We start from the raw sequence: 15060 nt of genomic DNA on the forward strand, positions 1-15060 counted from the left end.
CTCATGCTGCTCGCCGCGGCCGGGGCCGCCACGCTCCTGAAGACGAACCCGGTCGCCGGGCGCTGAGCGCCCGGCGGGCCGCCGTCGCCGTTCCCGGGCCCGATGGCGCCCCGCCCGGCGACACGGGCCCCGCGCGGAGCGGCCCCGCCCCGTACAGGCCCTACGCTGGTGCACCATGGTCGGCAACGATGCGCACCCGGTGTTCCGCGAACTCCTCCCCTCCCCCGGCGGGGAGGTGGACCTGGCCGCCGCCTACGCCCACCCGGTCGGCCTGGACCGGCCGTGGGTGCGGGCCAACATGGTGGCCAGTGTGGACGGCGGGGCCATCGGCCCCTCCGGGCACAGCCGCGACCTGTCCTCGTCCGCCGACCGCCGGGTGATGGGCGTCCTGCGCGGGCTGTGCGACGTGGTGCTGGTGGGCGCGCGGACCGCCCGGGTGGAGGACTACGGCCCCGTCAAGGACCGGGCCTCCTGGGCCCCGCTGCGCGCCGGGCGCCCGGCGACCCCGGCCGTCGCCGTCGTCTCGCGGACCCTGGACCTGCCCGACCGCCTGCTCACCGACGCGCCCCCGCACGCGCGCACCATCGTCTTCACCGTCGCCTCGGCCCCCGCCGGGCGCCGCGCGCACGTGGCCCGCCACGCCGACCTGGAGGTCGTCGACGGGGAGTCGGTCACCCCGGTGCACATCGTCAACGCGCTGGCGGGCCGGGGCCTGTACCGCGTCCTGACCGAGGGGGGCCCGCACCTGCTGGCGGAGTTCACGGCCTCCGGGCTGCTGGACGAGCTGTGCCTGACGGTGAGTCCGCACCTGCTGGGCGCCGGCGCGCCGCGCATCGTGGCCGGGGGGCCGGGCACCCCCGGGGCCCCCGAGTTCCTCTCCGTGCAGAGCACGCCCGTGCGGATGGCGCACCTGCTGACCGCCGACGACGCCCTGTTCGCGCGCTACGTGCGCTGACGGCGCAGGCCGCGGTCGCTGACCATAACCGGTCGGTTTCGGCCACCACTCAATCACGCATGAACCTTCCCGCAACCGGACATACCCGAGATGTGCCACCCAGTGGTCACAACGCATCAGCGGGGCTGACCGGGCCTGGCCCCCGGCCGAGAGGAAGAACGTGGTGCCGACGTCCGAAAACGGACCCCCTCCACCGGTCTACAGGGAGATAGCCGAGGAACTACGCGAGCAGATCCGCTCCGGGCGGTTCGCCGACGGCGACCGCCTCCCCGGAGAGAACGTCCTCATGGAGCGCCACGGCGTGGCGCGGGCGACCGCGCGCCAAGCGCTCTCCGTGCTCATCAACGAGGGCCTGGCCGTGGCCGTGCGCGGCTCGGGCGTCTACGTCCGCCTGTTCCGCCCGGTGCGAAGACACGGGGCCCGGCGCCTGGCCCGGGAGCTGTGGGGCAACGGACGGGCCATCTGGCAGACCGACAGCGACGACCGCGGCTACGAGGTGGACCGCCTGCGGGTGGAGGAGGCCGCCGCCCGCGACCACGTGGCCCGGGTCCTGGGGCTGGCCGAGGGCGAGCCGGTCCTGGTGCGCTCGCGGCGCTACCTCGTGGACGGCCGCCCCGTGCAGACCGCGGTCTCGCACCTGCCGCTGGCGGCGGTGGGAGACGAGCCCCGGTTCCGCGAACACGACACCGGGCCCGGCGGAATCTACGCGCGGCTGGCCGAACGGGGGCTGGCCCCGGCGCGCTTCACCGAGGAGATCCGGGTCCGCATGCCCACCCCCGAGGAGACCGGCGCCCTGACCCTGGCGCCGGGGACACCGGTGCTGGAGGTGGCGCGCACCGCGCTGACCGCGGAGCACCGCCCCGTGGAGTTCAACGCGATCACGATGGACGGCTCGGCCTACGTCTTGCAGTACGACTTCGAGGCCTGACCGGCCCCCACCCCGGCGGTGGGGCGCTCCCGGAGGCGCCCCACCGGGGTGTTCACTCCCTCTCCCCGGCCCGGGAACGGCGCTGCCGGGAGGCGAACACCACGTAGGCCAGGCAGGCCAGGACCACCCCGACCGCCAGCGCACCCACCCCGACGATGGGCAGCGCGCCCGCCTCCGTCCGCATCCACTCGGCGACCCCGAACCCCAGCAGCAGGGCGAGTGCGAGGGCGACGACGGAGAACGCCGTCAGCCCGACGAAGAGCCTCCGGTCGTCCCAGGGCTCCGCCTCCGCCTTCTCCAGGCCGGCCGGGAGGGCCCCCGCGGTGAGCCCGGCGGCCCGCCGCATCTCCTTGCCCGCTCCCCTGGCCAGGGAGCGGATCCCGCCGCGCGCGCCCGCGGCGGCCTGTTCGAACCACCACAGTCCGTACCGCATCCATCCGACGCGCCGCGGTCGTTTGTTCACTGTGAGTGACTGTTGCGCTGTAGCGGCCATGTCACCTGCCTTGTTGCGCTTCGACCACTGAACCCTGCTCCATGCCCTACCCTCACGGACGGACACCGAACGCGACCGTTGGTGAAGTTAGAGGTATGTCGTGGCTAAGGACGATTTACCGAAAGCGGCGCCCCGACGGCGCGGGGAGACACCGGTGTCCGATTCCGGATAACGTCGAAGACATGGCTGATACAGCGGACAGGGCCCCGCAGGGCGGGACCGGAGACATCCCGAAGACCGACCGGGAGTGGCGCGAGCGGCTGGACGAGCAGGCGTACGCGGTCCTGCGCCTGGGGGCCACCGAACGGCCCTGGACCGGGGAGTACGTGGAAACGAAGACCGAGGGCGTCTACCGCTGCCGCGGCTGCGGGAGCGAGCTGTTCCGGTCCACCGAGAAGTTCGACTCGCACTGCGGGTGGCCGAGCTTCTTCGACCCGGCCGACTCCGACGCCGTCACCCTGGTCGAGGACCGCTCGCTGGGCATGGTCCGGACCGAGGTCCGGTGCGCCACCTGCGACTCGCACCTGGGACACGTGTTCCACGGTGAGGGATACGCCACCCCGACCGATGACCGGTACTGCATCAATTCCGTGGCCCTGACCCTGGAGCCTACGGAGTAGGTTGGCGTAGCATCCTGGTTCCGGGCGTACGCCTGCGGGTCGCCCGAGGGCGGCCCGGTGTTCACCCGATCACCGCCCTCGGCGGATCAGGGATAATCGCATGCAGCGTTCCGGCGGGACGGTCCCCCGCCGCCCCCGGAGCAGAATCACCCGCGACGAAAGCGCTCGATGACCGACGACTCACCTTCCACATCCGTCTCTCACCGGCCCGCGGCCCGTCCGCGCCTGGGCATGGCCCAGGGATCGGCCCCCTGGCTGGTCCCCGCGCTCGGCGCCGCCGGCGTCGCCGCTCTGGCGGCCCGCGGCTCCCGGGCCCGCACGGCCCTGGCCGTGCCGGTGGTGGCCCTCGCCGCCGGGATGGCGTGGTTCTTCCGCGACCCCGAGCGGGGTCCGGCGACCGGGCGTGTGCTGTCCGCGGCCGACGGCGTCGTCCAGAGCATCGACGTCCGTCCCGACGGCCGGACCCGGGTCGCGGTGTTCATGAACCCCCTGAACGTGCACGTGAACCGTGCCCCCCTCGCCGGCGTGGTGACCCGTGTCGAACACCGCCCGGGGGGCTTCCGCCCCGCATTCGACAAGGACAGCGAGCGTAATGAACGCGTCATCTGGACCCTTGAAACCGAGATCGGTGAGATCACGGTCGTTCAAATCGCCGGCGCGATGGTCCGGCGTATCATCCCGTATCTCGCTGCGGGGCAGAAGGTCGAGCAAGGCGAGAGGATCGGGCTCATCCGGTTCGGGTCGCGCGTCGACGTCCATCTTCCGGCCGGGATCACCCCGGCGGTGGAGGTCGGCCAACGCGTCCGCGCCGGGGAAACCCGCCTTGACGCCGACTGACGGCCCGCTCCCCGGCTCCCTCGCCTCCTCCGCCCCCGACACCTCCCGCATCCGGCTGGCCCTGGCCGACTACCTGACCCTGGGCAACGCCCTGTGCGGGTTCCTGGCCGTGTGCGCGCTGGTCGCCGCGCTGTCGACGCACCTGGCCGCCGGGGCCGGCGGGCCGCTGCCGCGCAGCGCCATGGCCACGGTCGTGGGGCTGATGCTGGTGGCGGCCGCGCTGGACCTGCTCGACGGGCGGGTGGCCCGCAAGCTGGGCGGCAGCGGCATGGGCGCCGAGCTGGACAACCTGGCCGACGTCATCAGCTTCGGGTTCACCCCGGCGTTCCTGTTCGTCGTCTGGGGCACCCAGGGCGGCGGCGGGGCGCTGTCGCTGGCGGCCGGCGGCGCGGTGCTGCTGGCGGTGATCGTGCGGCTGGCCCGGTTCTCCCTCCAGACGCCGGGCACCGGCTACTTCACCGGCCTGCCCTGCCCGTTCGGGGCGATGGCGGTGGTGACGGTCGTGCTGCTGGACCCGCCCCCGACGATCGCCGCGGTCGCGGTGCTGTTCATCTCCTGGCTGATGGTGAGCCGCATCGAGTACCCCAAGCCGCGCGGCCGCAAGGCGTACATGGTGCTGGGCATGCTCGGCGCGGGCGTGGCGCTGGTGGTGTCCTGGGGCATGGGCCTGCCCGCCGGGCAGTGGCTGGTGTACCTGGTGAGCGCCCTGGTCCTGCTGTTCATCGTCACCGTCCCCTTCCACGTCCTGGCCACCCGGCGCGCGGCCGCCGAGCCGGTCCCCGCCCCGGCCGAGCCGGTCGAGGAGTAGGAGCGCGTACACGAAGGGCGCCCCGGCGGTCATCCGCCGGGGCGCCCTTCGTTGTACCGGGCCCCTGGGGCGTGTCCGGCGCCCGCGCCGACGGCCGGGATCGGCCGCGGGGCGCTCTCCCGCGAGGCGACGAGCGCGGGTCGGGGTCGGCCGTCCGCGCGCAGGCGGCGCGGAGAGGGGCGGCCGCGCGGCCGCACCCCGGACCGACCCGTCGACCGCGCCCTAGGCCAGGGACTCCACCAGCTGGGCCACGCTCTTGCGGCGGCCCGTGTAGAAGGGGATCTCCTCGCGGGTGTGCAGGCGGGCCTTGGCGCCGCGCAGGTGGCGCATGAGGTCGACGATGCGGTGCAGCTCGTCGGCCTCGAAGGCCAGCAGCCACTCGTAGTCGCTCAGCCCGAACGTGGACACGGTGTTGGCGCGCACGTCCGGGTAGGGGGCGGCCATGCGGCCGTGCTCGGCGAGCATCGCCCGGCGCTCCTCGTCGGCGAGCAGGTACCACTCGTAGGAGCGGACGAAGGGGTACACGCAGATGTTGTCGCGGGGCTCCTCGCCGGCCAGGAACGCGGGCACGTGGCCGCGGTTGAACTCGGCCGGGCGGTGCAGGCCCACCACCGACCACACCGGGGTGGCGGCGCGGCCGACCGCGGTGCGGCGGAACGCGCTGTAGACGTCCTGGAGCCGTTCGTGGGTGTCGGCCACCCACCAGAACATGATGTCGGCGTCGGCGCGGAAGCCCTGCACGTCGTAGCCGCCGCGGGTGGTGACCCCCTGCTCGGCCGCCTTGTCGAGCAGGCCCTGCAGTTCTTCCGCCGCCGCGGCGCGGTCGACGCCCTCCAGGCTCCCGACCTTGAACACCGACCACATGGTGTAGCGGATGAGGGAGTTGAGGTCGACGCCGTCCTCGGCGATGGCTCCGCTGTGCTGGCCCGTCACGGGTTGACTCCTTGCTGTTCGGTGCCGTCGGCTCCGTCGCCGCGGCTGTTACGGCTGTCGGTCTGGAGGGCGGCGGCCAGGTCCCGGGCCTGGCGGTCCGCGTCGGCGATGCAGGCGGGGATGCCCACGCCGCCGTAGGCCGCACCGCACACGGCCGGCCCGCCGTGGCGGGCCAGGGCGTCGCGGATGCGGGTGACGCGGGCGGTGTGCCCGACCGCGTACTGGGGCAGGCCGCCGTCCCAGCGGGTCACCCGGGCCTGGACCGGGCGCCCCGCCAGGCCGGTGACGCGGGAGAGGTCGGCCAGGGCGGCCGCGGTGAGCTCCTCGTCGGAGCGGTCGAGCACCCCGGACTCGCCGAACCGGCCGATGGAGCAGCGCACCACGACCAGGTCCTCGCCCGCCGCGGCCAGCTCCTCGGCGATCCAGGGCCACTTGTTGGAGGAGAAGGTGGCCGCCTTGACGGTGAGCCCTCCCTCCCCCGCCGGGACGAGGAAGCCGGTGCCGGTGAGCGGGGCGGGGAACGCCGAGGCGGGCAGGGCGAGGGTGACCAGGGCCATGCTCGCGTACTCGACGGCGCGCAGCTCGCGGGCGGCCTCGGGAACGTGGTCGGCGAGCAGCCGGGCCGCCTCCGGGGCGGGGCAGGCGAGCAGGACTCCCGCGGCCCCGATCCGGTCGCCGGTGTCGAGGTGGACGCGCCAGCCCTCGGGGAGGCGCTCCAGGGAGCGGACGCGGGTGCCGGTGCGCACGTCCCCGCCGTGGCGTTCGGCCAGCGCGCCGGCGAGCCCGGCGATACCGCCGCGCAGGGAGGCGAACACCGGGCCGCCGGAGGGGCCGCGGGCCCCGGTGGCGGCCCGGACGCCGCGGACCAGCGAGCCGCCCTCGCGGGCCATCGGCGCGATCTGCGGCAGGGCGGCCTCCAGCGAGAGCTCGTCGGCGCGGCCCGCGTAGACGCCGCCCAGCAGCGGCTCCACCAGGCGCTCGACGACCTCGTGCCCCATGCGCACGCCCACGTAGGAGGCGACCGGGAGGTCACCGCGCACCGGCGTGCGCGGGCGCACCAGGTCCAGGGCGGCGCGGGCGGTCCCCCACGGGGAGAGCACGCCGCTGCGGGCCAGCGCCCGCAGGTCCCCGGGCACGCCCATGAGCTGGCCCTTGGGCAGCGGGCGGACGCGGCCGCGGCTGTAGACGGCGGCCGCCCCCGGCCCGGGGTGGACCAGGCGGTCGCCCAGGCCCAGCTCCTCGATGAGGGCGAGCGCCTCGGGGCGGCGGGCCAGGACGGATTCGGCCCCCGCGTCGACGGACACGCCCGCCACCGGCGAGGCGCGCAGCTTGCCCCCGGGCGCGTCGGCGGCCTCGACCACGGTGACGGAGGCGCCGAGCCCGGCCAGGCGGTGCGCGGCGGTGAGTCCGGAGATCCCGCCCCCGACCACGACGACGTGCGGTGCTTCAGGCATACTCCCAGCTTCCCAGATGCCGTGGGTCACAGCGTCCCGCCGTCCCCGTGACGTCCGGCGCACCGCGGCCCTCCCCCTCCAGGATCGCGGACGCGGGGCGCGGGAGCCGCGGGGAACGTCCCGTGTCGGCAGAGTCCTTCCGCCCGATTCGGACCGTTGCCCGGTCGTTACCAGCAGGCCGAAACGCCGGTGACGGGTGCCACGTCCAAGGTGCATGGCTACTTCGGGTTCTTCCCCGGCGCGGCGTGCCGCCGGGGTCTTGCTGTCCACGGGCTTGGCTGCCCTCCTGGTGACCTCCTGTGCGTCACCCATGACCGCCTCCTACGACGCGGGCGGGGGGTCCGCGGGCACCGAGGCGGCGCCCGAGGCCGCCGCCCCGCAGGACTTCGCCGCCGAGGCGGACCGGTCGCAGGAAGAGGCCGCCGAGGAGGGCGGCGGGTCGTCGGTCGTCGACGCCGAGGCGGAGGTGGCCGACCGCAGCCTCATCCACATCGCCGACCTCACGGTCCGTGTGGACGACGTGGCCGAGGCGGCCCAGGAGGCCAAGGAGCTGGCCGCCGCGTCGGGCGGCCACGTCGCCTCCGAGTCGCTGTCCACCCCCACCGGCGGGACGCCCGAGGCGTACCTGACCCTGCGGATCCCCAACGAGGGCTACGAGGGCGCGCTGGAGGACCTGGCCGGGCTGGGCGACCGTTCCGACCTCAACCGGTCGGTGGAGGACGTCACCGGCGAGGTGGCCGACGTCGAGAGCCGCATCGAGTCGGCCGAGACCGCCCTGGAGACCCTGCGCGGGTACCTGCAGGAGGCCGACGACGTCGACGAGCTGCTGCGGGTCGAGCGGGAGATCCAGGACCGCCAGGCCGAGCTGGAGGCCTTCCAGGCGCGCCTGAAGACCCTGGAGGACCAGACGACGCTCTCGACGGTCAATCTCACGCTGGTGCCGCCGCAGACCTACATCGAGGAGCCGTCGGAGGACAGCATCGGCTTCCTGGGCGGTCTGGAGCGCGGCTGGCGGGCGCTGGTCTCGGTGTTCGAGGGCCTCGCCGTCGCCCTGGGCTGGCTGCTGCCCTTCGCCGTGGTGCTGGCCGTGCCGGTCACCGCCCTGGTCTGGTGGCTGCGCCGTCGCCGCCGCTCCGCCGCGCAGGCCCCGCGCGTCCCCGTCCGCGCCGGTGCTCCGGGCGCTCCCACGCCGCCCGCGCCCGGAACCGCCGCCGCTGGGACCCCCGCGCCCGCCGAGGCCGCTGGAACCGGCGAGGCCGCCGAGGACACCGCGCCCGACGAGACCGACGAGGCCTCGGGCACCGGCGAGCCCACTGGTGGCGCCGGGACCACCGGGCCCGCTGATGGCACCGAGGCCACTGGGACCGGCGAGGCCGCCGGTCGCATCGAGGGCCCCGAGGCCACTGGGACAGCCGGATCCGACGAGACCGATGGGTCGGAAGAGGACCCCAAGGACCGGTGACCTCCGCCGATGAACGGGCCCCGGGACCGGTGGCGGTCCCGGGGCCCGGCCGTGTCGGCGGTGCCGCGGAAGGGGGACGGCGCCCGGCCGGGTGGGCCGGGCGCCGTCGACGGGCGCGGGAGCGCGGTCCGGCCGCGCCGCGTCCGCGGATCAGGCGGAGGTCTCCTCGTGGACGAACTCCGTGAGGCGCTGGAGCATGTCCGGGTCGGTCTCCGGCAGGACCCCGTGGCCGAGGTTGAAGATGTGGCCGTCGGCGGTGCGTCCGCGGGACAGGATGTCGCGGGTGCGCTCGGCGACGACCTCCCACGGGGCGAACAGGGTCGCCGGGTCCAGGTTGCCCTGGAGCGCCGTGCCCGGCTGGACGCGCTGCACGGCCTTGTCCAGCGGCACCCGCCAGTCGACGCCCACGACGTCGGCGCCGGCCTCGCTGAGCAGGCCCAGCAGCTCTCCGGTACCCACGCCGAAGTGGATGCGCGGCACCTCGTACTCGCTGAGCTGGCCGAAGATCCAGGACGTGTAGGGCAGCACCGAGGCGCGGTAGTCCTCGGCGCTGAGCGCGCCCACCCAGGAGTCGAACAGCTGGACCGCGCTGGCGCCCGCGTCGATCTGGGTGCGCAGGAAGCCGAGCGTGATGGCCGACAGGCGGCGCATGAGCTCGTCCCACAGCTCCGGCTCGCCGTACATGAGCGCCTTGGTGTGCTCGTGGTTCTTGGAGGGCCCGCCCTCGATGAGGTAGGAGGCCAGCGTGAACGGGGCTCCGGCGAAGCCGATGAGCGGCTTGTCGCCGAGCTCGCCGGTGAGCATGCCCACGGCCTCGGTCACGTAGGGCAGGTCGCCGGGCTCGATGTCGCGCAGCCGCTTGACCCCGTCCGCGTCGCGGATCGGGTCGGCCACCACCGGGCCCACACCGGCCTTGATGTCGAGGTCGATGCCGATCGCCTTGAGCGGGACGACGATGTCGCTGAAGAAGATGGCGGCGTCGACGTCGTACCGGCGGACCGGCTGCATCGTGATCTCGGTGATCATGTCGGGGCGGGCGCACGCCTCCAGCATCGGCACGTCGGCGCGGACCCGTCGGTACTCGGGCAGGGAGCGCCCGGCCTGGCGCATGAACCACACCGGGGTGTGGTCCACGGGCAGGCGCCGGCAGGCGCGAAGGAAAGGAGAATCTTGCAGCGTCACCCTTCGATCGTGCCATGCCCCGGCCGGTGCTCTCACGCGGATCGCCCCGAACGGTGACCGTGCGCAGCGCCCCGGGGGCGGTGCCCGGTCCCAAGATCATCACAAAACCCCGACACGCCGGGGTATCTGCGTCCCGGGGGCGGCGAGTCGTGCCACGGTCGTTGGCGTGCCCACCCTCCTGCGCCGGGGGGAACCGCCCCCTGTCGGGCGACACCCCGCCAGCACGCGATCACACTCAATGAAGGCTGACTTTTCCACCATGCCCGATGTCGGTAGCGCCGCGGACGCCGGCGACACGTTCCGGCGAGCGGTCGAGGCCCTGAACGGCCCCTCCCTCCGGTCAGAGATCACCGTCCGGGAGATCCCCGCCCCGGGACGGCTGGCCCCCCATGCCGCCGCCGTGTCGGCGCAGGTCACCGTGCACGGCGAGGAGATCGCCTGGGGGCGCCTGATCGTCCTGTACGACCCCGAGGGGACCCGGGAGTGGCCCGGCCCGTTCCGGGTCGTCTGCCAGGTCAACTCCGAGCTGGAGTCGGACATCGCCACCGATCCGCTGCTGGGCCCGGTCGCCTGGAGCTGGCTGACCGACGCCCTGGCCTCGTGCGGGGCCTCCCACCACACGCTGAGCGGCACGGTCACCCGTGCCACCACCGAGGGCTTCGGGACCAAGGCGGGCGAGGGGTCCACCACGGAGGTGGAGATGCGCGCCTCCTGGACCCCCGAGGCCGACGACCTGACCGCGCACACGGCGGCCTGGCAGACCCTGCTGGCGTCGGCCGCCGGGCTGCCGCCGGCCGACGTCGCGGACATCGCCCGGCAGCGTGCGCGGCCCTGAGCCCTCCCCCCGCGGGGGTTCGCGGGCTCCGAGAGGTCAGGTCCGGATCCGCGCGCGGTGTCGGCAGCGCATACCGTAGTGGTGTGGCGAACGCGTTGAACTCGAAGACAGAACCCCGTGAACCAGGTGACGACGACGCCGAGATGGCGCCTCTGCTACGGGAACCACGCGAAGGTCTGCCGGAGGTCACCTCCGACGCCGACGCCCTGGCCGGAGTCGTCGCAGCCGTCGCCGCCGGCAGCGGCCCGGTCGCGGTCGACGCCGAGCGGGCCTCGGGCTACCGCTACGGACAGCGCGCCTACCTGGTCCAGCTGCGCCGGGAGGGTTCGGGGTCGGCGCTGATCGACCCGATCGCCTGCCCCGACCTGAGCGGTCTGGACGAGGTCGTCGGCGACGCCGAGGTGGTGCTGCACGCCGCACACCAGGACCTGCCGTGCCTGAGCGAGGTCAACCTGCGCCCGCGGCGGCTGTTCGACACCGAGCTGGCCGGCCGCCTGCTCGGGTACCAGCGGGTGGGCCTGGGCTTCATGGTGGAGCGCATGCTGCACGTGCGCCTGGCCAAGGAGCACTCCGCCGTGGACTGGTCGCAGCGCCCTCTGCCGGAGGACTGGCTGCGGTACGCGGCGCTGGACGTCGAGATCCTCATCGAGCTGCGCGACGCGCTGGAGACGGAGCTGGAGGAGGCCGGGAAGCTGGAGTGGGCGCGCGAGGAGTTCGCGTCCGTGCTGGCCGCGCCGCCCAAGGAGCCGCGCGCCGACCCCTGGCGCCGGACCTCGGGCATCCACCGGGTGCGCAACCAGCGGTCCCTGGCCGCGGTGCGGGAGCTGTGGTACGAGCGGGACCGGATCGCGCAGGAGCGCGACATCTCCCCCGGCCGGGTGCTGCCGGACGCGGCGATCGTGGAGGCCGCGTCCACGATGCCCAAGAACTCCACGGAGCTGAACCGCATCCGCCAGTTCGGGATCAAACTGGCGCGCCGGTACCCGGGGACGTGGATGAAGGCGATCGACCGGGCCCGGGAGATGGCCCAGGCGGACCTGCCCCGGCCCAACGCCCCCGGTGACGGGCCGCCCCCGGTCAACCGGTGGGCCGACCGCGCCCCCGAGGCCGCACGGCGGCTGGAGGCGGCGCGGGCGACGGTCACGGGCATCGCCGAGGACGTCGTGATGCCGACCGAGAACCTGCTGCTGCCGGACACCGTGCGGCGGCTGGCGTGGGCGCCGCCGACGACCGTGGACCCCGACTCGGTGGGGGCGTTCCTGCGCGAGCGCGGAGCCCGGGAGTGGCAGATCGGACTTACCTCGGAACCCCTCGCGACCGCTCTGAGAACAGCCGAAGAAGGGTGAACCTTTACCCCTCTTCCGCGTCCTCAACCCCGGTGTGGCCGAAGTCACCGCACATAGGGGGCCCGGACCGCCTGTTCCATGGCCTCGTGTCCGTTTAAGTTATGGAACTGTGCCTTGGAATTTCAGGGCGCTGTGACCTCTTGACGGTGGAGAGGGAACGTTGCGACGGTGTGGGGGCACACCGCGCGAGGAGCACCGGCGGTCCGGCCCGGTGCGCGCGTGCACGAGGATGCGGTCAGGGAAAAGAGGTGAGTCCGCTGTCGTTCTGGCGTTCGCTGTTCGGTGGAACCGGACGTACGCGTACCGACCGGGTGCGCTCCGTCGACGGAGGTGTCCCCTCCGACGCCACCCCGGTGCGGGCGGACGTCCGGGGTGTGGAGGCCTCCGACGCCCTCCCCTCACGGATCACCGCCCCGACCGCTGTGATCACCGACCCCTCCCGCGAAGCACCCGGCGCCGGGTCCCCGGCCGCCGGCCCGGGCGGGTCCGGGTCCTCCGCACAGCCCGCCCCCACCGCCGGGATGCGCGCCGCCTCGCTGGAGCGCACCCTGCGGTCCCTGGTGGAGCGCCTGGGCACCGAGCACCCCGACACCATCACCGCCCGCAACAACCTGGCGACCAAGTACGCGCAGATGGGCCGCCGCCAGGCCGCCGTGCAGCAGTTCGAGCTGGCCCTGGACGAGGCCGTCGCGGTCTTCGGCACCGAGCACCCGCGCACCGAGATCATCCGGGAGAACCTGGCCTGGGCGTTCGAGGACGCCGGCCGCCCCGCCGACGCGGCCGCCCAGTGGGAGGTGCTGCTGCGGGACCGGGAGAGCGCGTTCGGGCCCAGCGACGAGGACACCGTGGAGGCGCGCAGCCGGCTGGCCGTGTGCTACCGGCGCAGCGGGCGGCTGGACGCCGCGATGGCGCACTACGAGCGGGCGCTGGCGGACGTGCAGGACGCGGAGCGCAGCGAGGACCTGCGGCTGGGGCTGAGCGCCGCGCAGAACATGGCGGGCCGCCACGACGAGGCCGTCCGCCAGCTGCGGATGGTCCTGGCCGGGCGGCGCCGCCGGATGGGCAAGGGCCACCTGGACACCCTGACCGTGCACCACCGGCTGGGCCGCGCCTACACCCAGGCGGGGCGCACCGACGAGGCGGTGGAGACGCTGCGCGACGCCTACCGGGTGGCGCTCAACTCCTCCGGCGACCCGGAGGTGCGCCGGCTGACGCTGCGGCTGCGCCGCGACCTGGCGGGCGCCTACAGCGCCGCGGGCCGCCACCGCGAGGCCGACGCCCTGTTCTGAGCCCGGCCCGCCGCGGCCCCCACGCCATCCACGGCCCCGTGCCCGGCCTCCCGCCGGGCGCGGGGCCTGCGTGTCAGTTCCCCTGGGCGGGGGCCAGCAGCTGTCCGGCGGCCAGGTCGCGGTACAGGTCGTCGCCCTCCAGGAGTTCGGCGTGGGTGCCCACCGCCCGGACCCGGCCGGCGTCCATGACGACGATGCGGTCGGCCCCGGTGACGGTGGAGAGCCGGTGGGCGACCACGATGACGTTGGTGGTGCGGGCGGCGTCCATCATCACCTCCTTGAGCGCCCCCTCGTTGGCGGCGTCCAGCTGCGAGGTGGCCTCGTCCATGAGCAGCAGGCGGGGCCGGCGCAGCAGCGCGCGGGCGATGGCCACCCGCTGGCGCTCGCCGCCGGAGAGGGTCACCCCGCGGTGCCCGATGACGCCGTCCAGTCCGCCGGGCAGCCGGGAGACCAGGTCGGTGAGGCGGGCCCGGGCCACGGCCTCGGCCAGGTCCGCGCCGGTGGCGTCCGGGGCGGCCAGGACCAGGTTCTCCCGCAGGGTGCCCTCCAGCACCGGCGCGTCCTGCTCCACGTACCCGATCCGGGCGCGCAGGTCGCGCAGCGGGAGGTCGCGGACGTCGGTCCCGTCGAGCAGGACGCGTCCCGAGGTGGCGTCGTAGAACCGCTCGATGAGGGAGAAGACGGTGGTCTTGCCCGCGCCGGAGGGGCCGACCAGGGCGGTGAGCCCGGCCCCGGAGGCGGCGAAGGACACGCCGTGGTGCACCGGTGGCAGCTCGGGCCGGTAGCGGAAGACGACGTCCTCGAACACCACCGAGGCGGGCTCCCCGGGAACCTCGGGCGCCCCCGCCGCGCCGCCGCCGGTGTCCTCCCGGTCGAGCCCGGCGACCTCGTCGATGCGCCGGACCGCGGCCAGCCCGGCCTGGAGGTCGGTGAGCGAGGTGACCAGCATCCCGATCGGCTGCATCAGGTAGAAGAGCAGCAGCAGGAACGCGATGAGGGTGGAGACCTCCAGGGCGCCCGCCGCCACCCGGCCGCCGCCCAGCGCCAGCACCACCAGGAAGGCGACGTTGACGGCCAGTCCGGTGAAGGTGCCCGACAGCGCGCTCCAGCCCGCGACCGCGACCCCCTTGCGCCAGGAGTCCACCGCGGCCTCGTCCAGGCGGGCGAGCTCGGTGTCCTCGGCGGAGGACGCCTTGACCGTGCGGAAGGCCCCGAACACCCGCTCCAGGCGGCCGCCCATCGCGCCCAGCGCGGCCTGGGCCTCCTGGGTGGCCCGGCCGATGCGCGGCAGGACCAGGGCCATGAGCACGCCGACCACGAGGATCATGCCCAGGGTGACCAGGAGCAGGACGGGGTCCAGGACCGCCATGACGGCGATGCCGCCCACCAGCAGCACCGCGCCGGTGACCAGGTCGGTGAGGCCGCTGGTGGTGACGGTGCGCAGCAGGGTGGTGTCGGCGGTCAGCCGGGCCACCAGGTCGCCCGGGGTGAGCCGGTCGACCTCGGCGACCCGCAGCCGGACCAGGGAGCCCGCCAGGCCGCGGCGCACGTCCAGCACGACGCCCTGGCCGGTGCGCTCCAGCAGGAAGGAGCCCAGGGCTCCGATCAGGGCCCCGACCACCACCGCGGCGGCCAGCAGCAGCACCGGCGCCAGCAGCGGCCCGCCCGCGCCCAGCGCGTCGATGACGTACCGGGCCGCCAGCGGCTGGGCCAGGCCGACCGCGCCGCCCGCCAGGGTCAGCGAGCCGCCCACCAGCAGGACCCGCAGGTGGGGGCGGGCGTGGGAGAGCAGTCGGTGCAGGGGGGGCGCGCGGTGCGGCGCGCAGCATCTCCCGGTGTTCGCGGTCGTCCGCCAAGGGTCGTCTCCCCGTCCGTGTCGGTTTCCCGTCGCGGCCCCCGAACCGTGCGAAAGTAGGCG

The 15060-nt window shown here is 74.7% G+C and carries 14 protein-coding genes; 9 read left to right on the forward strand and 5 right to left on the reverse strand.

Annotation, left to right across the window (positions count from 1 at the left end; translation table 11 throughout):
• Positions 1-175: 175 nt before the first annotated feature.
• Complete coding sequence (locus ABZ249_RS22200) at positions 176-955, forward strand: dihydrofolate reductase family protein (RefSeq protein ID WP_355266034.1); 780 nt, start codon at positions 176-178, stop codon at positions 953-955.
• Positions 956-1118: 163 nt separating this feature from the next.
• On the forward strand, positions 1119-1883 hold the full coding sequence (locus tag ABZ249_RS22205) for a GntR family transcriptional regulator (protein ID WP_355266037.1): 765 nt from the start codon (positions 1119-1121) through the stop codon (positions 1881-1883).
• Between the two features lie 52 nt (positions 1884-1935).
• Here the strand turns inward: ABZ249_RS22205 and ABZ249_RS22210 are convergent, their stop codons facing one another.
• A complete protein-coding gene (locus ABZ249_RS22210) occupies positions 1936-2316 on the reverse strand; it encodes a hypothetical protein (protein ID WP_355266040.1) in 381 nt (126 codons plus the stop codon).
• Positions 2317-2558: 242 nt separating this feature from the next.
• On the opposite strand from ABZ249_RS22210, the gene msrB reads away from it, so the two are divergent.
• The 3 genes from msrB (at position 2559) to pssA (ending at position 4641) form a co-directional block, all read left to right on the forward strand.
• Positions 2559-2996 carry a peptide-methionine (R)-S-oxide reductase MsrB gene (gene msrB, locus ABZ249_RS22215; RefSeq protein ID WP_355266043.1) on the forward strand — a complete coding sequence of 146 codons (438 nt, stop codon included), beginning with the start codon at positions 2559-2561 and terminating at the stop codon, positions 2994-2996.
• 168 nt (positions 2997-3164) lie between these two features.
• On the forward strand, positions 3165-3833 hold the full coding sequence (locus ABZ249_RS22220) for a phosphatidylserine decarboxylase (protein WP_220560234.1): 669 nt from the start codon (positions 3165-3167) through the stop codon (positions 3831-3833).
• Complete coding sequence (gene pssA, locus ABZ249_RS22225) at positions 3820-4641, forward strand: CDP-diacylglycerol--serine O-phosphatidyltransferase (protein ID WP_255646452.1); 822 nt, start codon at positions 3820-3822, stop codon at positions 4639-4641. Before ABZ249_RS22220 ends, pssA begins: the two co-directional genes overlap by 14 nt.
• 222 nt (positions 4642-4863) lie before the next feature.
• Here the strand turns inward: pssA and hemQ are convergent, their stop codons facing one another.
• Positions 4864-5574: a hydrogen peroxide-dependent heme synthase gene (gene hemQ / locus ABZ249_RS22230; protein ID WP_220560233.1), complete on the reverse strand. Its 711-nt coding sequence runs from the start codon at positions 5572-5574 to the stop codon at positions 4864-4866.
• Positions 5571-7028 carry a protoporphyrinogen oxidase gene (hemG, locus tag ABZ249_RS22235; RefSeq protein WP_355266048.1) on the reverse strand — a complete coding sequence of 486 codons (1458 nt, stop codon included), beginning with the start codon at positions 7026-7028 and terminating at the stop codon, positions 5571-5573. The genes hemQ and hemG overlap by 4 nt, the downstream gene beginning before the upstream one ends.
• Before the next feature lie 310 nt (positions 7029-7338).
• Between hemG and ABZ249_RS22240 the strand changes: the two genes are divergently transcribed.
• Positions 7339-8490: a DUF4349 domain-containing protein gene (locus ABZ249_RS22240; protein ID WP_355266051.1), complete on the forward strand. Its 1152-nt coding sequence runs from the start codon at positions 7339-7341 to the stop codon at positions 8488-8490.
• 150 nt (positions 8491-8640) lie between these two features.
• Here the strand turns inward: ABZ249_RS22240 and hemE are convergent, their stop codons facing one another.
• Entirely contained in the window at positions 8641-9666 is a 1026-nt protein-coding gene (gene hemE / locus ABZ249_RS22245) for a uroporphyrinogen decarboxylase (protein WP_220565680.1), read from the reverse strand.
• A gap of 265 nt (positions 9667-9931) precedes the next feature.
• Between hemE and ABZ249_RS22250 the strand changes: the two genes are divergently transcribed.
• The 3 genes from ABZ249_RS22250 to ABZ249_RS22260 all read left to right on the forward strand — a co-directional run bounded on the left by ABZ249_RS22250 (position 9932) and on the right by ABZ249_RS22260 (position 13142).
• Positions 9932-10507: a DUF3000 domain-containing protein gene (locus ABZ249_RS22250; protein WP_355266054.1), complete on the forward strand. Its 576-nt coding sequence runs from the start codon at positions 9932-9934 to the stop codon at positions 10505-10507.
• 95 nt (positions 10508-10602) lie between these two features.
• A complete protein-coding gene (locus ABZ249_RS22255; RefSeq protein WP_355266342.1) occupies positions 10603-11853 on the forward strand; it encodes an HRDC domain-containing protein in 1251 nt (416 codons plus the stop codon).
• A 257-nt stretch (positions 11854-12110) separates the two neighbouring features.
• Positions 12111-13142, forward strand: a complete 1032-nt coding sequence (locus tag ABZ249_RS22260; RefSeq protein ID WP_355266345.1) for a tetratricopeptide repeat protein — start codon at positions 12111-12113, stop codon at positions 13140-13142.
• Positions 13143-13215: 73 nt separating this feature from the next.
• Here ABZ249_RS22260 and ABZ249_RS22265 read toward each other — a convergent pair whose 3' ends face one another.
• Positions 13216-14895, reverse strand: coding sequence for an ABC transporter ATP-binding protein (locus ABZ249_RS22265; protein WP_355266057.1), 1680 nt, complete (start codon positions 14893-14895; stop codon positions 13216-13218).
• Positions 14896-15060: the final 165 nt, after the last annotated feature.

The sequence above is a fragment of the Nocardiopsis sp. NPDC006139 genome (genome assembly GCF_040614155.1).
GTDB classification, from domain to species: Bacteria; Actinomycetota; Actinomycetes; order Streptosporangiales; family Streptosporangiaceae; genus Nocardiopsis; species Nocardiopsis changdeensis.

What these genes read in the sequence shown, in the direction of transcription:
- ABZ249_RS22200 (WP_355266034.1), top strand. Translation starts at nt 176, where the DNA reads ATGGTCGGCAACGATGCGCACCCGGTGTTCCGCGAACTCCTCCCCTCC.
- ABZ249_RS22210 (WP_355266040.1), bottom strand. Translation starts at nt 2,316, where the DNA reads ATGCGGTACGGACTGTGGTGGTTCGAACAGGCCGCCGCGGGCGCGCGC.
- msrB (WP_355266043.1), top strand. Translation starts at nt 2,559, where the DNA reads ATGGCTGATACAGCGGACAGGGCCCCGCAGGGCGGGACCGGAGACATC.
- ABZ249_RS22220 (WP_220560234.1), top strand. Translation starts at nt 3,165, where the DNA reads ATGACCGACGACTCACCTTCCACATCCGTCTCTCACCGGCCCGCGGCC.
- hemG (WP_355266048.1), bottom strand. Translation starts at nt 7,028, where the DNA reads ATGCCTGAAGCACCGCACGTCGTCGTGGTCGGGGGCGGGATCTCCGGA.
- ABZ249_RS22240 (WP_355266051.1), top strand. Translation starts at nt 7,339, where the DNA reads ATGACCGCCTCCTACGACGCGGGCGGGGGGTCCGCGGGCACCGAGGCG.
- ABZ249_RS22250 (WP_355266054.1), top strand. Translation starts at nt 9,932, where the DNA reads ATGCCCGATGTCGGTAGCGCCGCGGACGCCGGCGACACGTTCCGGCGA.